The following is a 22,961-nucleotide window of genomic DNA, read 5'->3' as shown; positions in this document are numbered from 1 at the left end:
TATGCACGAAAGTGCTTTATCTGATGTCTTGCGCTGGCCCCGCAGCGATGTGTGGCCAGCGTCACCACTCCTCAAGGATGAGCATTCATGACTGGCAAACCGCCGAAAATCAAACCTGTATCTGCCCCAACCAGACCCATCGAGTCCAGCGGGGATGGCCTGCCCCGGGCTCTGAACCCGTCTTCGACAATGCCGCATTCGACTGTTGCACATCATCAGGGACCCTTGCCTTCGCCATCTTCTTCAGATTCGCTTGCAGTGATGCCTGTCATCAGTGTGAGCACGAGGCCGAAATATTCCACGATCGACGAGTTCGCAAGTGTGTCCGCAAGGAATTCGCTGGAGAACTACTGGATACCCACGCAAGAGCGTCTCGACAAGACCGATGCATGGGGCATCGCAATCATGAAGCAGCGTCAGTATGTTGCCGTCGCTGACAATCACATCGTACAAGTGGTCCGAGACCCCGAGAGCGGCCTGTTTCGCGCCACACATGCCAGAGAACTGCATCCTTCCGGTCCGCTGTTGAGGCCTGACAGCGAGGGCCGTTTGTGGCATCCGCTGGATGATCCTGAGTCGGCCAATCCAGTTGCAACTGTCTTTACCGGACAAAATCGCACGACAGAGCTTCCCGGCACGGAGTATTCAATAAAGGATTTCCCTCCACTGATGACCCAACGCATATTTGCCGTGAGCGGCGTCGACGCGATGATGGCGCACAGGTCCGACATTCATCCCGCTTCGCTGGCATTGCTGCAGGACACTGCGAGGCGCTTCGCCCTCGATCAAAAGATCCGCCAGTTCATCACCCAAGTGCAACATTCCGATCCGACCGTGCGTGCGCAGGCCGATTCACAACTGCAGGCTTTGTTAACGCTACAGGCAACTGATCTGAGCGAGCGTGTTATCGAACAGTCCCGCGCTTTGCTCTTTGAGCAGAGCGAGCGGGCGTTCGAACTCGATTGCGATGACAACACATTGCAGATGCGACGGATTTTTCCTCATCTGCCCAAGACGATTGCTCAGGCATTGTGGCGAGAGGCCAGTGCCGCCGACCATAGGCATTTGCGCCTGCGGCCGGGAATGCCGAGGCACATGGCAGAAAAAACGCTGGTGGCGCTACGCGAGGTGCGTCTCGCCAGGGCGTGCGAAGGAATCTATCTGGATGCGGTAGCCAGTCTGGACAGTGACCAACTGGCTTTGCAGATGCTCGGGCAGCTTGATCAGTGGCCGCGACAGATTCGTATCGAGATTCGTCTGCAAGCGTCAGAGGGTGAGTCATTGAGTGCTATTGGCGATGCTCGATCGCCAGTGCGTCACATATTGATTCGTCAGCATGAAGGCTACGTTATCCAACGCAGCGGCATCGCATCCCCTCAGGATCGGATGGATCTGTATGCCGCCGTCTGGCGCCTTTTACTGCCCGGGCAGCGCCAGTTGCTCGGTGTAGCGCAGGGCGGTGGTGCGGCTCTGCGGCAACTGGTACGCGCACAGCCATTGCCGTCGCGCCAACGCGTGAGCGAATTGTTGGGACTGGCACCGGTGCAGGTAACGGCTGTTCCGGCCAGCGCCCAATACGCGCAAGCGGGGCTGCGAGGCGGCGGCGATGTCAACCCGATGTTGACAGGATCCGTTGTGGAACGTGTCCGTAGCCTCTATCCGCAGCTTGCTGACAAGGAGTTGGCCGCGTTCGTTTCCGAGCGCCTGGGATCTGAGCCGTCCACAGTTTTAGCGCGCCTGGAGACAGACCTCGCAATATTGCGCAATGAATTGGCGATCTGGAGTGCGGAAGGATTATCGACCCAAGCGGACTCTTCGCAGGACGCAATGCAGATCGCAGAACAGCGCCAGGCTCGCGAGCAATTTAGCGCAAAACTGCAAGATATCTGGCGACGCAAGTCGGTTTCGAGATGGGGTTACGGTGACTATCATTTTTCCCATCATGTCGATTTTACTGGTGAGTTACCAAGATTATCCGCTAGGTTCGACTATGTAACAGAGTTGATATTGACTGTAGAAACACCAGGCGCACGCATCGGCGCTTTTTTTGACAGTTTTCCCAATGTTCAATATTTGATGGTCACTGGCATAAAAATGGAGGACTTCCCGTCAGGGATATTCCAAATGCGCCAGTTGCGTCAACTGGTGCTGGACGATTGCTCGCTTGAATTATCTGAAGCGACGGCTGAAGGTGTGTCCAGGATCGAGACGCTCACTTTGTTGAATCTGGCCAACAACCCTCTGACAGTTGCTCCGCATGTAGGCTTCATGACAGGTTTGACCGAGTTGATGCTATATAACGCCAATCTCTCCAGCCTGCCTTCCGGTATAGACAGGCTCGGAGATCTTCGGGTCATGGCGTTACAGGATAATAATATCTCAGACGTAGGGGGCGATCTGTTCGATATTCCGGATACTCAAGATCTATATGTTGGTTTATTGAACAATCCGCTGAGTGACGAGTCGATGCGGCGGATTAATCAATATCTTGAAAATTCCAGTATGGACCGGAAAGTGGAAATCCAAACGGAAGAAACAGTTTCAGACGTTGATTCCGATAGTGAGTCATCGGAGAGCGGATTTTCGACAGGTCCAGATAGCGACTGAGTGTTGTCGAAAGTAACGGATCGATCACGCTGCCAACATGATTTGGCAAACATAAGCTACTCGCTGACTCCCCTTCCGGTTCGGGTTGATTGAATTCGGAAGGGGTAACAGGCCTTCGTGGGCCAGAATCAAAGGGGCGAAAGGCTTAGTGTTGAATCTCGTAACATGCAGATCGCATTTTTTGAAGTTATTAGTATCTGTGTGAATTATTAAAGATGATGTTGAAAGTTTGCTTTTTCACAAAATGTCAAATGTCGCGGCTGTTTATATTTAAATTCGACGTTAATACTTTGCCCAGCCCTTGAAGGGCGAAATATATTAATCGGCTGAGGTGTTATCAGATGTTTGATGAGCAAGTTGGTATTTCCCGTATCGAGGTAAAGCTCGACGCCACAAATCATGGCCAGCACAAAGTGCTTTATGCCAACGGTCGCATGCAGGTGCGTGTATTGGTGCTTCTGCACGGTATCGATAACAATGGCGACGGCGTATCGCTGCATGGACATCCTGCATTGCCGTCATTGCGGCTGATTGCCTACAACGGTGCTCGGCCTCTGGAGGGAGACTGGAGTGTTTCGATTCAGGAAAATCGTTACGCTCACGAAATGTCGGGTGGTGCAACGCGCCTGACAGAACTCCCTCGGGTTAGTGACAACCAGGTAAGCAACGCCGCAGATCCGGTACAGATTTTCCAGTTCTGGGTCTCGGCTTCCCGACCTGGAATTATGGAAGTGGCTGCCGAGATCTCCTTGAATGGCGTGGTATTGCGAAGTAATGGGGTTGGTTTCGACAGCAGTGTCACGCTGGAGGCGATTCCTCCGAAAGAGTACTCGCTGAGCAGCTTTTCATTGAGCAAGTATGATGAGAAACGGCAGAGGGGTCGATACGATTCGATTCAGCATTATCATATTGCCCTGCGCGCTGAAGGCAGGCAGATTCACCTCCTTGACTGGTACAGCAGTGAGGTGAAACTTGATCCTTATGATTCCGAAGAGGCGGTGCAAGTCTATGTGTCCGGTAATATCCCCGGAATACAAGGTAGTCGCAAAGTTTTTTATGGCTATATGGCACCGATATATGGCGTGCAAGCAACATTCCGCAGTCCCCTAAGCTACGTTACCGTCCCTATCAATAAGGTGCCTGGGCAGTTAACCCTTATTCAATATCTTTCCGCTGACCCGCAAGCAGCACGGGAAAATGAAAGCGCATTCGAGTTTGCCGTGTTCGATGAGTTCGGTACGGAGCACCGCCTTTGTATCGATGGTGATAAAGAGCGGCTCACTTTTATTCTGGATCAATCCAGGCGGTCAATGAAGCAGCTTAGCTGACTTCGTTGTGTGGTCGGCGCTTTTTGCTGGCCAGTTTTAACTGCTCAACCTAAGTCTGGAAATAAAAGGACGGTTTACCAATGGAAAGTAATTTCTCTCCCTCTGTTCATTCAAACGCTTTCAACTTTGGTGAATTTGTTTCAGGAGGCGTTGATCCCCGCACGGGCATGTACACCTGCGCATTTTCGCTTGGCAAGTTGCACTCGGCGGATCTCAATGGTCCGGAGCTTGCACTTTCAGTGGGCTTTAATCCGCTCAATCAGGCGGATAGTGGTTTCGGCGTTGGCTGGTCTTTGACACTGACCAATTATGACTTGCGCAGCAAAGTGATGACCTTGTCCAACGGTGAGCGCTACAAGGCTGTCGAGACGTCTACCGGCCTTAAGTTCAAGGAAATGAAACTGCAAACGGCGAAAGTGTCAGTCGCTGGAGCAGGACGCTATGAAGTTCGATACAAGGATGGCCGGCGTGAACTGCTCAAAGTCCTGGCCGGCACTCAGGTCGCCGTCGCGGAAAAAATAATAGCGGCGAACGGTGTGAGCATTACGCTGAAGCATGAGTTGTTCAACCAGTTTCCCCGATTGGCCGAAGTCCGTGATGCCAAGCGCTGCCTGTTGAAAATCACCCGCGCGGCAGGTCAGGTGACGCTGTCCCGGCATCCCGACACTACTTCCAGTTCCAACTACAAGCTGATCTTGAAGAACTCTCGAGTGACGGCCATCGAGCTGCCGGTTGGTAAGGGTTGGGACCTTGAGTATGAAGTCATCGCTGGAGCCAGCTATGTTCATCGCATCGTCAATCCGCTGCGCGGGGTCGAAATCATTCGCTACAAGCGGCACGGCCACCGCTTCATCAGCGGTGTGGAACGGACACTGCCGTTTGTGATTGCTCACGATGTCTACCCTGGGCGCGGCCAGCCCCGACTTTGCAAGACCTACACGTACTCCGACCATAACTTCCTTGGGCAGGGCCTCCTTCCTGCCAAGGATAGTGATCTGGATCCTCTCTATCTGGCGCCCGGCCACTACGTCTACACCTCGGACGAGCACTTGCTGGTCAGCGGCAAAGTACATACCCGCATCAAACGCACCTACAACAAATTCCATCTGTTGGTGGCTGAGGTTACAACCTGTGGTGACGCTCAGATCGCCACCACCACGGAGTATCACTGTTCCATTACCAAGCCATTCAGTGAGCAGGTGGCTCAGTTCCGCATGCCTAAAGTCCACACGGTGACGTACCTCGATCGGCGCACCCAACAGCAGCGTGTGGAAACCACCGTCACCGAGTTCGATGACGAAGGTAACTTGCTCAAGCAGGTCGAGCCCACTGGGGTGACGACGACCACGGAATTTTATCCGGCCAGTGGTGGAGATAACTGCCCAGAGGATCCGCTGGGCTTTTCCAGATTCCCGAAAAAAAGGACGGTGACTGCTGCCGCATCCGATGGTGCTTCGACAGTCACCTACTACGACTACGCGCTGCATCCGGCGCTGGACGGTGCGGAACTGGCATCCGTGTTACCGGTCGAGGAGCGTTTTTGTGAAGTGTTGGAAGGCGTTGAGGTATTGCGTTCGAAAACCGCACGCAGTTATTTGAATACGCCCGGGGATCCACTCAAGCATGGAGCCACGAAAGAGCAGAGTGTCATCCTGAATGATAAAAAAACCGCTATCGAGTTTTCCTATGAACTTGAGGGTGACAGGTTGCGAGTCAGGTCCAGCACGCGCGGATTTGACGGCACGCTGCAGACCAGTGAGAAAGTGCTGTCGACGCTGACCGGATTACAGGTCTCTGAAGTCGGTGTCGATGGCGAGCACATCGAGCATGAGTACGACGCAATCGGTCGGGCAGTGGGCAAAACGGTTGCTGGCGGCACCCCATATGCGGCCGTTACCCGGTGGACCTATCTGGCTGCCAGCAAACAGCATCCGGCGACAATGGTGACCACGGATCCTGCTCGCGGCGAGCAAAAAGTGACTTATGACGGGATGGAACGGGTGATCACCGTTCAGGAAAAGGACTGCGACCATCCCGACAAGGACGGTCTGATTCAGACACGCACGCTTTATTCTGCGCTGCATGATTCGGTCGGCCACAAGGTCAAAGTGACGCTGACTGATTGGCGTGATGGCAAGCCTTATCCGGTCAGCACCGGCTACGAATTCGATTCCTGGGGCCAGGTCAGCAAGACGCTGCACGATGATGGACGTATCGAACACAGCGAGGTGGACCCGGTTCTTCGCCGGCAGACCCATTGGCTCCAGGGGATGGGCAAGACGATCACCCTCGTCAATGATTTCGGTAAACCGCTGAGTGTCGAGAGCTTCAATCTGAAGAACAAAAGTCTCGGCAAAACCGTGTACACCTATGACGGCTACGGGCGCACAACCAGTCAGACAGACCCTGTCGGCAATACCAGCCGATATGAGTACGACGTTTTTGACCGGATAACCCGCAGTGTCCTGCCCGACGCCACTGCGGTCGTGACCGACTACGCCGGGCACAGTGATGAAGGTCTGCCGATCAACATCAAGGTCGCTGACAAAGTGTTGGGGCAGCAAACTTATGACGGTCTGGGTCGCTTGATCCGAAGTACCGTTGGCGGACGTAAGTCCGAGGCTGGTTATGAAGCGGGCTTCACCCAGCCGCAGTGGTACAGGAGTGCTGATGGCAAAAAGACCGAATTCACTTATTTGCGGGAACTGGGCGGCCTGCTGACTGAGCGCAAGGCAGGGGATCTGGTCACGACCATGACGTATGACCCCCTCAGTGGCAATCCCTTGACCTGTACCGAAAACGGCAGACAGCGCAATTTCGCCTATCACCCCTCCGGGCGTGTGAAAACCGAAACGACGACCCTCGGCGCTATCACCAAAGCAACCTCCAGTAGCTGGTCCCTGCAGGGGCGACCGATCAACCATGTCAATGTGCTCGGAGTCGAAAGCACATCCGAATACGATAAGCACGGCCGCCTGCTATCCACCTCCCAGGGCTCGCTTAAAACCGAATTCCACTACAACGCGCAGACGGGGATGCTGGACTGGACGCAAACCGAAGAAACGTCCATCAAGCGTCAAATGATCACCCGGTTTGCCTATGACGATATCGGGCGTGAAACCCGCCGCACATTCGAGACTCAAGGACAGCCAGACCAGACCCTGGAATCGACTTACACGCTGGCTGGCAAACTGGCGCAGAAAGTGTCCAGACGTGGCACTCAAGTGTTACGTGATGAACAGTTCACCTACGATGTGCGCGGGCGCTTGATCCAGTACGACTGTGCCGGCACGCAAAAGCCGCGCGATCCGTATGGCAAGGAAATTGTCCGCCAGACATTCACCTTCGATGCATTGGATAACATCCTCACCGTGCAGACGAAGTTCCCGCTGGGGATGAATCTGACCACCTTCAGTTACGACAACCCTGATCCTGCACAGCTCAGCGCCGTCAAACATTCCCACGTCGACTATCCCTCGGCAGTGACGCTGGAATACGACGCCAACGGCAGGATGATCAAGGACGACCAGGCGCGAACGCTGGCCTATGACGCGTTCGGACGTCTCGAGCAGCTGTCCAGCGCAGGGGGATCAGTGATTCGTGGCTACCATTACGACGGTTTCGACGATCTGGTGGAGCTGTCGCAACCCGAAAAAGCAATTGTGCAGCGTTACTACTACGCAGGCCGGGTTGCCAACGAGGTGCGTGGTGAAAGTTCAACGAGTGTTGTGCGTCACGGTGGAGCGCTCGTGGGGCAACAGCAATCGGGGTTGAACCCCGACACGCAGCTATACGCCACCGATCAGCAGCAAAGTGTGCTGGCAACGCTGGGCAAGGAGCAGCTCACCGATTGCGCCTACAGCCCTTATGGGCATCGTCCCGCCGAAGGTGGATTGTTCAGCGTTGCAGGGTTCAACGGCGAACAGCTGGATCCGGTTACCGGGCTGTATCTGCTGGGCAACGGTTACAGGGCTTATAGTCCGACACTGATGCGCTTTCTCGCCCCCGACAGCATGAGTCCATTTGGCGCGGGCGGATTGAATGCCTACAGTTATTGCCTGGGCGACCCTGTCAATCGTGTCGACCCTACCGGGCATATCTCCTGGCAATCGATCCTGGGCATCGGCCTCAGTGTTCTCGGAATTGTTGCCAGCGTGGTGACGATGGGCGCGGCGACGCCATGGGCAGTGGCGGCATTGGGGCTGGCGGTTGCTTCAGGCCTGGCGGGTATTGCCAGCGAGGTGGTCAATGAACTCGCACCGGGTTCTCAAGCGGGCGAGATATTGGGCTGGATCAGTTTTGGTCTTGGGCTGGCTTCGGTGGGGGCAGGGCTGGCAGCTGGTGCCAAAGCGGGCATCAATGCTGGCAGGAAACTGGCTGGCGCCTTCAAGCAGGGCCTGAGTAGTAAAGGCTCCAAAGCAGCGGGTCAAGAGATGGCCCGAGGCATGATCAAGGGTAAGGGAAACAAGGCGGCGGCCAAGGCGAAGGCGAAGGCCAGCGCGGCCGTTCAGGAAGAGGCCGAGAAACCATGGTCACTCGTCAGGGTCGACCCCAAAAAGAACATCCTTGAGAAAGAGGGCCTTACCGGCTTGCTTGAAAAGGCCGAAACTTTCATGCAGCACATTGAGGCGGGTAACTCCCCGACGTCTTCTGCAGCGCTGATTCATGCCAAATACACGCCCATGCATGGTCCATCCGGCTCAGCATCAAAGCCGATGCATCTCTATCTGTCGCAAGGAGACCGAATATATATGACCGAAAACGCCAAGGAGCGGATCGCGGTCATCAACCAGCTGGGTGGTCATTTAAAGGAAAAAAAGTAAGTCGGAGCACGCAACGAAACGATACAAAGCGAAAGCAGGAACACTCAAGGCCCGGCTACGATTTGAACAGTGCGCTTGCCGGTTTTGCGAGCGCGCGGTGGGCGTGCTGTTCCAGTGCCCACCCGACATGTTCCCTGACCAACTCTGACGGATAATCACGTCGCGCCTTCAACGCTTCCAGCACAGGAATCGATGAAGGCGCATTCCCCAGTCCCACCGCCAGATTGCGTAACCAGCGCTCGTACCCGGCACGCCGCAACGGTGAACCTTCGGTGCTGTTCAAGAACTTTTCTTCATCCCACATGAACAGTTCAGCCAGCTCGGCATTATCGAGATTGTGCCGTGGCTTGAAATCGCTTTCTCCAGTCGGCCGAGCGAAGCGGTTCCATGGGCAGACGATCTGGCAGTCATCGCAGCCAAACACCCGATTGCCTATCAATGGCCGCAATTCTTCGGGAATCGCGGTTTTCAGCTCAATGGTCAAATAGGAAATGCAGCGTCGGGCGTCCAGCACGTACGGGCCGACAAAGGCATTGGTCGGGCAGATATCCAGGCATGCGGTGCAACGCCCGCAATGTTCAGTGCTGTGTGGTTCGTCCACCGGTAGCGGCAGGTCGACGAACAGTTCGCTCAAGAAAAAATAACTGCCGGCCTTGCGGTTCAACACCAAGGTATTTTTACCGATCCAGCCCAGTCCAGCCTGTTCGGCGATGGCTTTTTCCAGCACCGGTGCGCTGTCGACAAACGCACGAAAGCCGAACGGGCCGATCTCCGCCTGGATCTTGTCGGCCAATTGTTGAACACGTTTACGGATCAATTTGTGGTAATCGCGGCCCAAGGCATAACGCGACACGTAAGCCTTCTCCGGCTCAGCCAGGCGTTTGGCCATTTCGGTATCGCCTGGCAAGTAGTCCATGCGCAGGGAAACCACGCGCAACGTGCCCGGCACCAGCTCTTCCGGGTGCGAGCGTTTGCTGCCATGGGCGCCCATGTAGTCCATGTCGCCGTGGTAGCCGGCCTCGAGCCAGCGCTGCAGATGCTGCTCGTGTTCGGTCAGGTCCAGACCGCTGATGCCGACTTGCTGGAAGCCCAGCTCGCGGCCCCAATCCTTGATCGATTGGGCGAGGGCGGGCAGGTCTGTGGTGATGGCGGACATGAGGCGAGAGAAACCGGAGCTGAGGTGCGTATAATTCTGCCAGACATCGGAGCCCGAAGACGCATGCCGCAGACGAAAGATGAATTACCCGACGCGCTGTACCGCGCCGCGCAGGTGCGCGAACTCGACGCGCGGCTGATCGCCGCCGGCACGCCGGGCTTCGAATTGATGCAACGCGCCGCCCGCGCGACGTGGCGCGCACTGGTGCGCAAATGGCCGGGCGCGAACGAGCTGACCGTGCTCGCCGGCCATGGCAACAATGCCGGTGACGGTTATCTGGTGGCCGGGTTGGCGCTGCGGGCCGGCTGGACCGTGCGCGTTCTCGCCGTCGGCGATCCGCAACGTTTGCAGGGCGATGCCGCACTGGCCCATGCCGAATCCGTGGCTGCTGGTGTTGTGGTGCAAGGCTGGCAGGGGCAAAGCGAGCTGCGCGGTGTCGTCCTCGATGCCTTGCTCGGCACTGGCCTGAGCGGCGAAGTGCGTGAGCCCTATGCCTCGGCGATCAAGGCGATCAACGCCTGCGGCTTGCCGGTAGCGGCGGTCGATATTCCTTCCGGGCTGTGTGCCGATACCGGGTGTGAACTGGGTGTCGCGGTATGCGCCGATCTAACGGTGACCTTCATTGGTATGAAGGTCGGACTGTTGACCGGTGATGCTGCGGATCATATCGGTGAGCTGGTCTTCAGCGACCTGCAAGCCCCCGACGAAATTTTCAGTGACATTCCTGTCTGCGCTCAGCGCCTGAGCGCCGCTAATCTTCCAGCACTTGCGCCGCGCGCGCCGACCTCGCACAAGGGCCGCTTTGGCCACGTGTTGCTGATCGGCGGCGATCACGGTTTCGGCGGAGCGATTCTGCTCAGCACGGAAATGGCCTTGCGCGGCGGCGCGGGCATGGTCTCGCTGGCGACTCGCCCAGAGCATGTGCCGGCGGCGCTGACTCGGGTCCCGGAGGCGATGGCGCTCGGCACTTCGTCAGCCAATCAACTGATGGGGCTGCTGGAAAAGGTTTCGGTGCTGGTGGTCGGACCGGGTCTCGGTCAGGCCAGTTGGGGCCGTGCCCTGTCGTCGGCGGCCGCCAATGCTGCGTTGCCGCAAGTGTGGGACGCTGACGCGTTGAACCTGCTGGCCAGCGATTTTGTCCAGTTGCCCAAGGATAGCGTGATCACCCCGCATCCGGGTGAAGCGGCGCGCTTGCTTGGCGTCAGCACCACCGAGGTGCAGGCCGATCGCCCGGCCGCTGCTCTGGCGTTGAGCAAAAAGTATTCAGCGGTAGTGGTTCTGAAAGGGGCCGGCAGTCTGATCGCCCATCCCGATGGGCGTCTGGCCCTATGTCATCAGGGCCATCCGGCGATGGCCACGGGCGGGTTGGGGGATGTGCTGGCCGGTCTGACCGGCGCATTGCTGGCCCAAGACATGGACGCGTTCGATGCGGCATGCCTGGCCGTCTGGCTGCACGCCAACGCGGGTATGCAACAAGGCAAATTCGGCCGTGGGCTGGCGGCCAGTGATCTGATTCCAGCCATTCGTCAGTTGTTGGAGGAGCAAGCACCGTGTCTGAAGTAACCCTGTACCTGGCCGATGAACAGGCAATGAGCGACTTTGGCGCACGGATCGCCCGCGTCACCCAGGGCCATGGCCTGATTTTTCTTGAAGGTAATCTGGGTATGGGCAAAACCACCCTGTCACGGGGCATCATTCGTGGGCTGGGGCATGTCGGCGCGGTAAAAAGTCCGACCTTCACATTGGTCGAGCCCTACGAGATCGGTGACATACGTGCCTTCCACTTCGACCTCTATCGTTTGGTCGATCCCGAGGAGCTGGAGTTTCTCGGCATCCGCGACTACTTCGAAGACGATGCCCTGTGCCTGATCGAATGGCCCGATAAAGGTGCAGGCTTTTTGCCAAAGCCTGACCTGACCATTACCATTAGCCCGCAAGACAGCGGGCGTTCGCTGAAAATTTTAGCCCAGGGCTCGCGTGGCGAGGCCTGGTGTGCCGCTTTGGCATTGGAATCCAATTAAATGATGGGGTTTGGTATGCGCTTTCGCGCGTTGGTGGCTGCCGCTGGACTGATGTTGATGGCAGTAACCGTCAACGCTGTGGCCGATTCAAAGGTCAACAGCGTGCGCCTGTGGCGGGCGCCGGACAACACGCGACTGGTCTTTGACCTCAGCGGCCCGGTGCAGCACAGCGTTTTCACCCTGACAGCCCCTGATCGGCTGGTGATCGACATCAACGGCGCCACCCTCGGCGCGCCGTTGAACGTGCAGACCGCGAACACGCCTATCACCGCGATGCGCTCAGCCCAGCGCACGCCGACCGACCTGCGGGTGGTCATCGACCTGAAAAAAGCCGTCACCCCGAAAAGCTTCTCGCTGGCGCCGAACGCGCAGTACGGCAACCGTCTGGTGGTCGATCTGTTCGACAACCCGGCCGATGCCGCGCCGCCGCCAGCCCCGACTCCATCGGTGGCGACCGTGCCGGCGGTGCCGGTGACTCCGACCGAACCGGCGATCAAGCTGCCGCCAGCCCCGGCTGGCAAGCGCGACATTATCGTCGTGATCGATGCCGGCCACGGAGGGGAAGACCCGGGCGCGTCCGGCTCGCGCGGCCAGCGTGAGAAAGACGTGGTGCTGCAGATCGCCCGCGAATTGCAGCGTCAGGTCAACGGCATGAAAGGCTTCCGCGCCGAGCTGACCCGTACCGGCGACTACTTCATTCCATTGCGCGGGCGTACCGAAATCGCCCGCAAGAAGGGCGCCGACCTGTTCGTCTCGATCCACGCCGACGCTGCGCCGTCCGCGGCCGCTTTCGGTGCTTCAGTGTTCGCCCTGTCCGATCGTGGCGCTACCTCCGAGACCGCCCGCTGGCTGGCCGACAGTGAAAACCGATCCGACCTGATCGGTGGTGCCGGCAACGTCAGCCTCGACGATAAGGACCGCATGCTCGCCGGCGTGTTGCTCGACCTGTCGATGACTGCGTCGCTGACCTCCAGTCTCAACGTCGGCCAGAAGGTGCTGACCAACATCGGTCGCGTTACGCCGCTGCACAAACAGCGCGTGGAACAGGCCGGCTTCATGGTGCTGAAGTCGCCGGACATTCCGTCGATCCTGGTTGAAACCGGCTTCATTTCCAATGCCAACGAAGCGAACAAGCTGTCCGCGTCGAGCCATCAGCAAGCGCTGGCCCGTTCGATCAGCAGCGGCGTGCGCCAGTTCTTCCAGCAGAATCCGCCGCCGGGCACCTACATCGCCTGGCTGCGTGATTCCGGCAAGATTGCCCAAGGCCCGCGCGACCACCGTGTCGGCCCGGGGGAAACCCTGGCGATGATCGGCGTGCGCTATCAGGTTTCGCCGGCCACCTTGCGCGCCGCCAACAATCTGAAAAGCGATGAGCTGAAAGTCGGTCAGCACCTGACCATTCCAGGCACCGAACTGGCGTCGAAAGAATGAACCAGGTATTGAACACTGCGCGCATCGAGCTGCTCAGCCCACGACTGGCGAACCAGATCGCCGCTGGTGAGGTGGTTGAGCGCCCGGCTTCGGTGATCAAGGAGTTGCTGGAAAACAGCCTCGACTCCGGCGCCAGGCGTATTGACGTCGATGTCGAGCAGGGCGGCGTCAAGTTGCTGCGCGTGCGCGATGACGGCAGCGGTATTTCCGCCGATGACCTGCCGCTGGCCTTGGCCCGTCATGCCACCAGCAAGATTCGCAACCTCGAAGACCTCGAACAGGTGATGAGCCTGGGTTTCCGTGGCGAGGCGCTGGCGTCGATCAGCTCCGTGGCGCGTCTGACCCTCACCTCGCGCACCCGCGATGCCGATCAGGCCTGGCAGGTCGAAACCGAAGGCCGGGACATGGCGCCGCGCGTGCAGCCGGCGGCGCATCCGGTCGGCACTTCGGTGGAAGTCCGCGACCTGTTCTTCAACACCCCGGCCCGGCGCAAATTTCTCAAGACCGAAAAAACCGAATTCGATCACCTGCAGGAAGTGATCAAGCGTCTGGCGCTGGCGCGCTTCGACGTGGCTTTTCATCTGCGCCACAACGGCAAGACCATCCTCAGCCTGCACGAGGCCCACGATGATGCAGCCCGCGCCCGGCGTGTGGCGGCGATCTGCGGTTCGGGTTTCCTTGAGCAGGCGTTGCCGATCGAGATCGAACGCAATGGCTTGCACCTGTGGGGCTGGGTCGGTTTGCCGACCTTCAACCGCAGTCAGGCGGATTTGCAGTATTTCTTCGTAAACGGCCGTGCGGTGCGCGACAAACTGGTGGCCCACGCGGTACGCCAGGCTTATCGCGACGTGCTGTTCAATGGTCGGCACCCGACCTTCGCGCTGTTTTTCGAGGTCGATCCCGCAGCGGTAGACGTCAACGTGCACCCGACCAAACACGAAGTGCGTTTCCGTGACGGGCGCATGGTCCACGATTTCCTGTATGGCACGCTGCACCGTGCGCTGGGCGATGTGCGTCCGGAAGATCAATTGGCCGGCTCGGTCACCACGGCGATCGTTCGGCCGAGCGGGATCGAGGCGGGCGAGTTTGGCCCACAGGGCGAGATGCGTCTGGCAGCCAATGCGCTGCTGGAGCAGCCGCAGGCGCAACCGGCGTTCAACACGTCATCCGGCGCCAGCGCTGGCGGCGCTTATCAGTATCAATACACGCCGCGTCCGCAATCGGCGGTGCCTGCTGCCGAGGCGCAAGCCGCATACAAGGAATTTTTCGCGCCGCTGCCTGAAGCCAATGCCAGCGCACTGCCGACCGGTCAGGAAGATATTCCGCCGCTCGGCTATGCACTGGCGCAGCTAAAAGGCATCTATATCTTGTCTGAAAACGCCCACGGCCTGGTGCTGGTGGACATGCATGCCGCCCACGAGCGGATCATGTATGAGCGCCTGAAAATAGCCATGGCCAGCGAAGGTCTCAGTGGTCAGCCATTGCTGGTGCCGGAATCGCTGGCGGTCAGTCAGCGCGAGGCCGATTGCGCTGAAGAACATGCGGCATGGTTTCAGCGTCTTGGTTTTGAATTGCAGCGGCTGGGGCCGGAAACCCTGGCGATCCGGCAGATCCCGGCGTTGCTCAAGCAAGCCGAAGCCAATCGACTGGTCGGCGACGTGCTCTCTGACCTGATGGAATACGGCACCAGTGACCGTATCCAGGCGCACCTTAACGAACTGCTCGGCACCATGGCCTGCCACGGCGCGATCCGCGCCAACCGGCGTCTGGCCCTGCCGGAAATGAACGGTCTGCTGCGCGATATGGAAAACACCGAGCGCAGTGGTCAATGCAACCATGGCCGACCGACCTGGACCCAATTGGGCCTGGACGATCTGGACAAATTGTTCCTGCGCGGTCGCTGATGAGCCAGCTGCCTCCAGCGATTTTCCTGATGGGCCCGACCGCTGCGGGCAAGACCGATCTGGCCATCGAGCTGACCAAGGTGCTGCCGTGCGAGTTGATCAGTGTCGATTCGGCGCTTGTCTACCGCGGCATGGACATCGGCACGGCCAAGCCTTCGCAAGAACTGCTCGCCGAATACCCACACCGGCTGATCGACATTCTCGACCCCGCTGAAGCGTATTCCGCTGCCGATTTCCGTCGCGACGCGTTGCAGGCCATGGCCGAAATCACTGGGCGAGGAAAGATCCCGCTGCTGGTCGGCGGCACCATGCTCTATTACAAGGCTCTGGTCGAAGGTCTGGCGGACATGCCGGCAGCCGATCCCGAGGTCCGCGCGCAGATCGAGGAAGAAGCTGCACGCCTCGGCTGGCAAGCCCTGCACGATCAATTGGCGCAAATCGATCCGGTGTCGGCGGCGCGCATCCATCCCAATGATCCGCAACGCTTGAGTCGGGCACTGGAAGTGTATCGAGTCAGCGGGCAGAGCATGACCGCCCTGCGCGAGCAACAATCTGCGCTAAGTACTGAAGCAGCCGCTTCGGGACGGCAACAATTGCCCTATACTGTCGCGAACCTGGCCATTGCTCCGGCGAATCGTCAGGTTCTGCACCAGCGAATTGAACAAAGATTCACAAATATGTTGGAACAGGGATTCATCGACGAGGTCGTAGCCCTGCGTAAAAGAAGTGACCTGCATTCGGGGTTGCCGTCTATACGTGCGGTAGGCTACCGCCAAGTCTGGGATTACCTGGACGGCAAGCTGACATTGGCCCAGATGCAGGAGCGGGGCATCATCGCCACGCGCCAATTGGCCAAACGCCAGTTTACCTGGCTGCGCAGCTGGGACGATTTGCATTGGCTGGACAGTCTTGATTGCGACAATCTGCCACGCGCCTTGAAATACCTTGGGACCATCTCCATATTGAGCTGAGTCCTTGCAATTGCCGTCTATCCTTGGGGGTGTGACGGCCGAAGCCATCTGAATTTACCTGTTTTTATTATTGAATCCTTAAAGGAGTGCGGCACATGTCAAAAGGGCATTCGCTACAAGACCCTTACCTGAACACTTTACGTAAAGAGAAAGTCGGGGTTTCCATCTATCTGGTCAACGGTATCAAGCTGCAAGGGACGATCGAGTCGTTCGACCAGTTCGTGATCCTGCTGAAAAACACCGTAAGCCAGATGGTCTACAAACACGCTATCTCGACCGTCGTGCCGGTTCGTCCAATTCGTCTGCCTAGCGCAACCGAAAACGAACAGGGCGATGCCGATGCAGCGCCGGGTAACGCCTGATAGGAGTCTCCTTTGTTCTTTGAGCGCCACGGTGGTGGTGAACGAGTCATCCTCGTTCACTTGGATGGACAGGACCCTGAGGCGCGCGAAGATCCGCAGGAGTTTCAGGAGTTGGCAAATTCGGCTGGCGCCGAGACCGTCGCGTTTTTTAACGTGCCGCGTCATCGGCCAACCGCCAAATATCTGATCGGCAGCGGCAAGGTCGAGGAACTGCGCGACCTGGTCAAGGCTGAAGAAGCCGATCTGGTGATTTTCAATCACATCCTCACGCCCAGTCAGGAACGCAACCTTGAACGTGTCTTCGAGTGTCGCGTGATCGACCGCACCGGGCTGATTCTCGATATTTTCGCCCAACGCGCACGCACCCATGAGGGCAAGCTTCAGGTCGAACTGGCCCAGCTTGACCACATGAGCACGCGGCTGGTTCGCGGCTGGACTCACCTTGAGCGTCAGGGTGGCGGTATCGGTATGCGCGGTCCGGGTGAAACCCAGCTGGAAACCGACCGCCGTCTGCTGCGGGTTCGCCTGCGTCAGATCAAGGGGCGGCTGGAGAAGGTGCGCAGTCAGCGCGAGCAGTCGCGCCGTGGCCGATCCCGTGCGGACATCCCTACCGTTTCGCTGGTGGGATACACCAACGCGGGCAAATCGACACTCTTCAACAACGTGACGAAGTCCGAGGTGTACGCGGCCGATCAGTTGTTCGCCACGCTCGACCCGACCCTGCGCCGGCTGGAGCTTGACGACCTCGGTCCGATCGTCCTCGCCGACACCGTGGGGTTCATTCGTCACCTGCCACACAAGCTGGTCGAGGCATTTCGGTCTACGCTCGAAGAGTCGAGCAACTCCGACCTGCTGTTGCACGTGATCGATGCAGCCGAACCGGATCGCATGTTGCAGATCGAGCAGGTGATGGTGGTGCTGGGCGAGATTGGTGCCCAGGACTTGCCGATCCTCGAGGTCTATAACAAACTCGATTTGCTTGAAGGCGTCGAGCCGCAGATCCAGCGCGATGCCGATGGCAAGCCGCAACGGGTCTGGCTCTCGGCGCGTGATGGCAGCGGTCTGGAATTGCTTGAACAGGCCATCGCCGAGTTGCTCGGCAGTGATCTGTTCGTCGGTACCTTGCGCTTGCCGCAACGATTCGCTCGGCTGCGTGCGCAGTTCTTCGAACTCGGGGCGGTGCAGAAAGAAGAATACGATGATGAAGGTGTCAGCCTGCTGGCCGTTCGTTTGCCCCGGATCGAGCTGAATCGATTGGTAAGCCGCGAAGGATTGCAGCCGATGGAATTCATCGAGCAACACACTTTGCAATAAAAGCCTGACAAAGCGGTTGTGCCGCAACGGCAGGCATTCTGTAGCATTGGTCGGCGCGCCGTGGGTGCGTCTTTGCTTTATCAGATGGAGAGCGCTATGGCTTGGAATGAGCCGGGTGGCAACTCGAATAATCAGGATCCCTGGGGTGGCAAGCGCCGCAATAACGGCGACCGCAAGGGGCCACCGGATCTCGACGAGGCCTTCCGAAAGCTGCAGGAAAGCCTGAACGGGTTGTTCGGTGGTGGTAAGAAACGCGGTGATGACGGCGGCGGGTCGGGGCGCAGCAGTGGCGGCTTCGGCGGTCTGCTCGGCATCGGCCTGGTCGTGCTGGCGGCTGTCTGGCTGTACAGCGCGGTCTACGTGGTGGACGAGCAGGAGCAAGCCGTTGTGCTGCGCTTCGGCAAGTACTACGAGACTGTCGGCCCGGGCCTGAACATCTACTTCCCGCCGATCGACAAGAAGTACATGGAGAACGTGACGCGTGAGCGTGCGTACACCAAGCAGGGCCAGATGCTGACTGAAGACGAGAACATCGTCGAAGTGCCGCTGACCGTGCAGTACAAGATCAGCAACCTGCAGGACTTCGTGCTGAACGTCGATCAGCCGGAAATCAGCCTGCAGCACGCGACTGAAAGTGCGCTGCGTCACGTGGTCGGTTCCACCGCCATGGACCAGGTGCTGACCGAAGGTCGTGAATTGATGGCCAGCGAAATCAAGGAGCGTCTGCAACGTTTCCTCGATACCTATCGCACCGGTATCACCGTCACCCAGGTCAACGTACAGAGCGCAGCGGCACCGCGTGAAGTACAGGAAGCCTTCGATGACGTGATCCGCGCCCGTGAAGACGAGCAGCGTTCGCGCAACCAGGCTGAAACCTATGCCAACGGTGTGGTGCCGGAAGCCCGTGGTCAGGCCCAGCGCATCATCGAAGATGCCAACGGTTATCGCGACGAGACCATCTCGCGCGCCAAGGGTGAGGCCGATCGCTTCACCAAGCTGGTCGCCGAGTATCGCAAGGCACCTGAAGTCACCCGCGAACGTCTGTACCTGGACACCATGCAGGAAGTCTTCAGCAACACCAGCAAGGTACTCGTGACCGGCAACAAGAACGGCCAGAGCAATCTGCTTTACCTGCCGTTGGACAAAATGATCCAGAACAGCTCGGGCAACGCACCGGTGACCGGTTCGGCCGCCAGCAACAACACGGACGTCACGCCGCATGTCACTGACGTGCCGCAGACGCGTACAAGGGAGACCCGCTGATGAGCAATAAATCGCTGATCGCCCTGATCGTTGGCGTCGTTGTGGTACTGGTGGGCTGGAATTGCTTCTACATCGTCGCTCAGACCGAGCGCGCGGTGCTGCTGCAATTCGGTCGTGTGGTTCAGGCGGATGTCCAGCCAGGTCTGCATGTGAAAGTGCCTTACGTCAACCAGGTGCGCAAATTCGATGCGCGTCTGCTGACGCTGGATGCGCCGACGCAGCGCTTCCTGACCCTGGAAAAGAAAGCCGTGATGGTCGATGCCTACGCCAAGTGGCGGGTGAAAGATGCCGAGCGCTTCTACACCGCGACTTCGGGTCTGAAGCAGATCGCCGACGAACGTCTGTCCCGTCGTCTGGAGTCCGGTCTGCGTGACCAGTTCGGCAAGCGCACCCTGCACGAAGTGGTGTCGGGTGAGCGTGATGCGCTGATGGCTGACATCACTGCATCGCTGAACAAGATGGCGGAAAAAGAGCTGGGTATCGAAGTGGTTGATGTCCGGGTCAAGGCCATTGATCTGCCGAAGGAAGTGAACCGCAGTGTGTTCGAGCGTATGAGCACCGAGCGTGAGCGTGAAGCTCGCGAGCACCGCGCCAAGGGTAACGAGCTGGCCGAAGGCATCCGTGCCGACGCCGATCGTCAACGCCGCGTGCTGCTGGCCGAAGCCTATCGTGAATCCGAAGAGGTTCGCGGTGACGGTGACGCCCAGGCAGCTGCGATCTACTCCAAGGCCTACGGTCAGGATCAGGAGTTCTACGGTTTCTACCGTAGCCTGCGTGCCTACCGTGAAAGCTTCGCGAACAAATCCGACGTCCTGGTCCTCGACCCAAGCAGCGACTTCTTCCGTTACCTGGAAAAAGCCAAACCTTGATACGACGTTGACCTGAATCATTCCGCCCGGCGGCTAAAACCTCGGGCGGGGTGATCCTTTCGGAAAACGTGTGTATGATGCGGCAGCCGGGAAATTCCCGGCTTTTTTGCGTCTGCACGTTTGATTGCTGTTTTTGTTGCAGGCATCGGGTTTGAATAGCCCGAGCGTTTTTCGAGGAAAGTGATGGGCGAAGCCGCCAGCCGGCCTTTCGCTGCGTCGTTCATGCGCGTGCGTTTTGAACGCTCCGGTCATTTTCTGCTTCACTCAAGGCTCGCCTAGTGCTGGCCGCCCGGATCAAAGGGGAATGGCGTAATGGCAACGGTAGACCGCTGGCTGCTGCCAGATGGCATCGAAGAAGTACTGCCACCGGAGGCGGCGCGCATTGAAGTCGCGCGTCGTCAGGTGTTGGATCTGTTCCAGAGCTGGGGTTACGAGTTTGTCGTGACTCCCCATATCGAGTACCTGGAATCCCTGCTGACCGGCGCGGGCCAGGACCTGGATCTGCGTACCTTCAAGGTCATCGACCCGCAATCGGGCCGGCAGATGGGTTTCCGTGCCGACATCACACCGCAGGTGGCGCGTATCGATGCGCACACCCTGCGCCGCGAAGGCCCGAGCCGTCTGTGCTATGCAGGCAGTGTCCTGCACGCCCAGCCGCGTGCATTGTCGTCCTCGCGCAGCCCGATCCAGCTGGGCGCCGAGCTGTACGGCGACGCCAGCCCGAGCAGCGACGTCGAAGTCATCAGCCTGATGCTGGCCATGCTGCAACTGGCCGATGTGCCGGACGTGCACATGGACCTCGGCCATGTCGGCATCTATCGTGGTCTGGCGCGCGCCGCCGGTCTGTCCGGTGAAGTCGAGCAGCAGTTGTTCGATGCCCTGCAGCGCAAGGCCATCGATGAGGTGATTACCCTGACCGAAGGCCTGCCGACGGATCTGTCGGGCATGCTGCGCGCACTGGTTGATCTGTGCGGCGGCCGTGAAGTGTTGAGCGCTGCCCGCGAGCGTCTGGCCAATGCCCCGGCGCCAGTGCTGGCGGCGCTGGAAGACCTGCTGGCGATCGCCGAACGTCTTTCCGTGCGCTTCCCGCAGCTGCCGCTGTATTTCGACCTCGGCGAGTTGCGCGGCTACCACTACCACACCGGTGTGGTGTTCGCGGTGTTCGTGCCGGGCGTTGGCCAGTCCATCGCTCAGGGCGGTCGTTACGATGACATCGGCGCTGACTTCGGCCGCGCGCGTCCGGCGACTGGTTTCTCTACCGATTTGAAAACCCTGGTGACCCTGGGGCGTGCTGAGATCGAGCTACCGTCTGGCGGTATCTGGATGCCTGACAGTACGGATGCGGCACTCTGGCAGCGGGTTTGCCAGTTGCGCAGTGAGGGTCAGCGTGTCGTTCAGGCCTTGCCTGGACAACCTTTGGCCGCCGCCCGTGATGCGGACTGCGACCGGCAATTGATTCAGCAGAACGGGCTTTGGCAAGTATCGCCACTGGCTTCTTGAGTTTTCCTGCCGGCCATCGCCGGCACCAAGTTTGCGCGAATGAGGACAAGTGTTATGGGTAAGAATGTCGTAGTCCTGGGCACCCAGTGGGGTGATGAGGGCAAAGGCAAGATCGTTGATCTGCTGACCGAACATGCTGCCGCCGTAGTGCGCTACCAGGGTGGCCACAACGCGGGTCACACGCTGGTGATCGACGGCGAGAAAACCGTCTTGCACCTGATTCCGTCGGGCGTGCTGCGCGAAGGCGTGCAATGCCTGATCGGCAACGGCGTGGTGGTTGCACCTGACGCCCTGCTGCGCGAGATCACCAAGCTGGAAGAGAAAGGCGTACCGGTGCGCGAGCGCTTGCGTATCAGCCCGTCCTGCCCGCTGATCCTGTCCTTCCACGTCGCGCTGGACCAGGCCCGTGAAAAGGCCCGTGGCGAGCTGAAGATCGGTACCACCGGTCGCGGCATCGGCCCGGCTTACGAAGACAAGGTTGCCCGTCGTGGCCTGCGTGTCGGCGACCTGCTGAACATGCCACGCTTCGAAGACAAGCTGCGTGAACTGGTGGATTACCACAACTTCATGCTGGTCGGTTACTACAAAGAGCCAGCCATCGAATTCGAAAAGACCCTGGCCGAGTGCAAGGAATACGCTGAGCTGCTCAAGCCGCTGATGCTCGACGTGACTGCCGAGCTGCACGATCTGCGTCGTGCCGGCAAGGACATCATGTTCGAAGGCGCGCAAGGTTCGTTGCTCGACATCGACCACGGCACCTACCCGTACGTGACCAGCTCCAACACCACCGCTGGTGGCGTGGCGACCGGTTCGGGCGTTGGCCCGATGTTCCTCGACTACATCCTGGGCATCACCAAGGCTTACACCACTCGCGTCGGTTCCGGCCCGTTCCCGACCGAGCTGTTTGACGAAGTCGGTGCACACCTGGCCAAGCAGGGTCACGAGTTCGGCGCTACCACCGGCCGTGCCCGTCGCTGCGGCTGGTTTGACGCCGTCATCCTGCGTCGCGCTATCGATGTGAACAGCATCTCGGGCATCTGCCTGACCAAGCTGGACGTACTCGACGGTCTGGAAACCATCAACATCTGCGTCGGCTACAAAGACGCGCAAGGCAATGCTGTTGCCCCGACCGATGCTGACAGCTACGTAGGCCTGCAGCCTGTGTACGAAGAAGTGCCAGGCTGGAGCGAATCGACCGTGGGTGCAAAAACCCTGGAAGAGCTGCCGGCCAATGCTCGTGCCTACATCAAACGCGTTGAAGAGTTGATCGGCGCGCCGATCGACATTATTTCGACGGGCCCGGACCGCAACGAAACCATCGTTCTGCGTCATCCGTTTGCTTGATAAGTCGTTGATGTAAAAAACAAAGGCTCCTTAATCGGGGCCTTTGTCGTTTATGCCTGTTGGACGGC

Annotated in this window: 16 protein-coding genes; 14 read left to right on the top strand and 2 right to left on the bottom strand. The window is 58.7% G+C overall.

Annotated elements, in window-relative coordinates; all coding sequences use genetic code 11:
* Positions 1 to 87: 87 nt before the first annotated feature.
* From ACV8MC_RS04075 to ACV8MC_RS04065, 3 genes are all read left to right on the top strand, one after another.
* Positions 88 to 2,607, top strand: coding sequence for a hypothetical protein (locus ACV8MC_RS04075; protein WP_457264546.1), 2,520 nt, complete (start codon positions 88 to 90; stop codon positions 2,605 to 2,607).
* Between the two features lie 341 nt (positions 2,608 to 2,948).
* The gene (locus tag ACV8MC_RS04070) at positions 2,949 to 3,935 is read left to right on the top strand and encodes a hypothetical protein (RefSeq protein ID WP_457264544.1); all 987 of its coding nucleotides are present in this window, start codon (positions 2,949 to 2,951) and stop codon (positions 3,933 to 3,935) included.
* A gap of 80 nt (positions 3,936 to 4,015) precedes the next feature.
* A complete protein-coding gene (locus tag ACV8MC_RS04065; protein ID WP_457264542.1) occupies positions 4,016 to 8,758 on the top strand; it encodes an RHS repeat domain-containing protein in 4,743 nt (1,580 codons plus the stop codon).
* A gap of 55 nt (positions 8,759 to 8,813) precedes the next feature.
* On the opposite strand, the gene queG is transcribed toward ACV8MC_RS04065, so the two are convergent.
* Positions 8,814 to 9,914: a tRNA epoxyqueuosine(34) reductase QueG gene (gene queG, locus ACV8MC_RS04060; protein ID WP_315435154.1), complete on the bottom strand. Its 1,101-nt coding sequence runs from the start codon at positions 9,912 to 9,914 to the stop codon at positions 8,814 to 8,816.
* 63 nt (positions 9,915 to 9,977) lie between these two features.
* Between queG and ACV8MC_RS04055 the strand changes: the two genes are divergently transcribed.
* From ACV8MC_RS04055 to hflC, 9 genes are all read left to right on the top strand, one after another.
* Entirely contained in the window at positions 9,978 to 11,477 is a 1,500-nt protein-coding gene (locus tag ACV8MC_RS04055; RefSeq protein ID WP_457264540.1) for an NAD(P)H-hydrate dehydratase, read from the top strand.
* Positions 11,465 to 11,935 carry a tRNA (adenosine(37)-N6)-threonylcarbamoyltransferase complex ATPase subunit type 1 TsaE gene (gene tsaE / locus ACV8MC_RS04050; protein ID WP_016771950.1) on the top strand — a complete coding sequence of 157 codons (471 nt, stop codon included), beginning with the start codon at positions 11,465 to 11,467 and terminating at the stop codon, positions 11,933 to 11,935. The genes ACV8MC_RS04055 and tsaE overlap by 13 nt, the downstream gene beginning before the upstream one ends.
* Positions 11,936 to 11,986: 51 nt before the next feature.
* On the top strand, positions 11,987 to 13,366 hold the full coding sequence (locus ACV8MC_RS04045) for an N-acetylmuramoyl-L-alanine amidase (protein ID WP_370593506.1): 1,380 nt from the start codon (positions 11,987 to 11,989) through the stop codon (positions 13,364 to 13,366).
* Positions 13,363 to 15,270, top strand: a complete 1,908-nt coding sequence (mutL, locus tag ACV8MC_RS04040) for a DNA mismatch repair endonuclease MutL (protein WP_056787553.1) — start codon at positions 13,363 to 13,365, stop codon at positions 15,268 to 15,270. The genes ACV8MC_RS04045 and mutL overlap by 4 nt, the downstream gene beginning before the upstream one ends.
* Positions 15,270 to 16,241 carry a tRNA (adenosine(37)-N6)-dimethylallyltransferase MiaA gene (miaA, locus tag ACV8MC_RS04035; protein WP_056787556.1) on the top strand — a complete coding sequence of 324 codons (972 nt, stop codon included), beginning with the start codon at positions 15,270 to 15,272 and terminating at the stop codon, positions 16,239 to 16,241. The genes mutL and miaA overlap by 1 nt, the downstream gene beginning before the upstream one ends.
* A gap of 95 nt (positions 16,242 to 16,336) precedes the next feature.
* Positions 16,337 to 16,603 carry an RNA chaperone Hfq gene (hfq, locus tag ACV8MC_RS04030; RefSeq protein ID WP_016771947.1) on the top strand — a complete coding sequence of 89 codons (267 nt, stop codon included), beginning with the start codon at positions 16,337 to 16,339 and terminating at the stop codon, positions 16,601 to 16,603.
* Positions 16,604 to 16,615: 12 nt separating this feature from the next.
* A complete protein-coding gene (gene hflX / locus ACV8MC_RS04025; RefSeq protein ID WP_041480728.1) occupies positions 16,616 to 17,917 on the top strand; it encodes a ribosome rescue GTPase HflX in 1,302 nt (433 codons plus the stop codon).
* A 96-nt stretch (positions 17,918 to 18,013) separates the two neighbouring features.
* Complete coding sequence (gene hflK, locus ACV8MC_RS04020; protein WP_024011368.1) at positions 18,014 to 19,180, top strand: FtsH protease activity modulator HflK; 1,167 nt, start codon at positions 18,014 to 18,016, stop codon at positions 19,178 to 19,180.
* The gene (gene hflC / locus ACV8MC_RS04015) at positions 19,180 to 20,049 is read left to right on the top strand and encodes a protease modulator HflC (protein ID WP_016771945.1); all 870 of its coding nucleotides are present in this window, start codon (positions 19,180 to 19,182) and stop codon (positions 20,047 to 20,049) included. Before hflK ends, hflC begins: the two co-directional genes overlap by 1 nt.
* Positions 20,050 to 20,066: 17 nt before the next feature.
* Here hflC and ACV8MC_RS04010 read toward each other — a convergent pair whose 3' ends face one another.
* On the bottom strand, positions 20,067 to 20,273 hold the full coding sequence (locus tag ACV8MC_RS04010; RefSeq protein WP_143497950.1) for a hypothetical protein: 207 nt from the start codon (positions 20,271 to 20,273) through the stop codon (positions 20,067 to 20,069).
* A gap of 88 nt (positions 20,274 to 20,361) precedes the next feature.
* Between ACV8MC_RS04010 and ACV8MC_RS04005 the strand changes: the two genes are divergently transcribed.
* Both ACV8MC_RS04005 and ACV8MC_RS04000 read left to right on the top strand, forming a co-directional pair.
* A complete protein-coding gene (locus ACV8MC_RS04005) occupies positions 20,362 to 21,549 on the top strand; it encodes an ATP phosphoribosyltransferase regulatory subunit (protein WP_315435149.1) in 1,188 nt (395 codons plus the stop codon).
* 54 nt (positions 21,550 to 21,603) lie between these two features.
* Positions 21,604 to 22,893, top strand: coding sequence for an adenylosuccinate synthase (locus ACV8MC_RS04000; protein WP_016771943.1), 1,290 nt, complete (start codon positions 21,604 to 21,606; stop codon positions 22,891 to 22,893).
* Positions 22,894 to 22,961: the final 68 nt, after the last annotated feature.

This window comes from Pseudomonas sp. PK-RTE-24, from assembly GCF_054052265.1.
This window is presented reverse-complemented; position numbering and strand designations above follow the sequence as displayed.

What these genes read in the sequence shown, in the direction of transcription:
- ACV8MC_RS04075 (WP_457264546.1), top strand. Translation starts at nt 88, where the DNA reads ATGACTGGCAAACCGCCGAAAATCAAACCTGTATCTGCCCCAACCAGA.
- ACV8MC_RS04070 (WP_457264544.1), top strand. Translation starts at nt 2,949, where the DNA reads ATGTTTGATGAGCAAGTTGGTATTTCCCGTATCGAGGTAAAGCTCGAC.
- ACV8MC_RS04065 (WP_457264542.1), top strand. Translation starts at nt 4,016, where the DNA reads ATGGAAAGTAATTTCTCTCCCTCTGTTCATTCAAACGCTTTCAACTTT.
- queG (WP_315435154.1), bottom strand. Translation starts at nt 9,914, where the DNA reads ATGTCCGCCATCACCACAGACCTGCCCGCCCTCGCCCAATCGATCAAG.
- ACV8MC_RS04055 (WP_457264540.1), top strand. Translation starts at nt 9,978, where the DNA reads ATGCCGCAGACGAAAGATGAATTACCCGACGCGCTGTACCGCGCCGCG.
- ACV8MC_RS04045 (WP_370593506.1), top strand. Translation starts at nt 11,987, where the DNA reads ATGTTGATGGCAGTAACCGTCAACGCTGTGGCCGATTCAAAGGTCAAC.
- mutL (WP_056787553.1), top strand. Translation starts at nt 13,363, where the DNA reads ATGAACCAGGTATTGAACACTGCGCGCATCGAGCTGCTCAGCCCACGA.
- miaA (WP_056787556.1), top strand. Translation starts at nt 15,270, where the DNA reads ATGAGCCAGCTGCCTCCAGCGATTTTCCTGATGGGCCCGACCGCTGCG.
- hfq (WP_016771947.1), top strand. Translation starts at nt 16,337, where the DNA reads ATGTCAAAAGGGCATTCGCTACAAGACCCTTACCTGAACACTTTACGT.
- hflK (WP_024011368.1), top strand. Translation starts at nt 18,014, where the DNA reads ATGGCTTGGAATGAGCCGGGTGGCAACTCGAATAATCAGGATCCCTGG.
- hflC (WP_016771945.1), top strand. Translation starts at nt 19,180, where the DNA reads ATGAGCAATAAATCGCTGATCGCCCTGATCGTTGGCGTCGTTGTGGTA.
- ACV8MC_RS04010 (WP_143497950.1), bottom strand. Translation starts at nt 20,273, where the DNA reads ATGAACGACGCAGCGAAAGGCCGGCTGGCGGCTTCGCCCATCACTTTC.
- ACV8MC_RS04005 (WP_315435149.1), top strand. Translation starts at nt 20,362, where the DNA reads ATGGCAACGGTAGACCGCTGGCTGCTGCCAGATGGCATCGAAGAAGTA.
- ACV8MC_RS04000 (WP_016771943.1), top strand. Translation starts at nt 21,604, where the DNA reads ATGGGTAAGAATGTCGTAGTCCTGGGCACCCAGTGGGGTGATGAGGGC.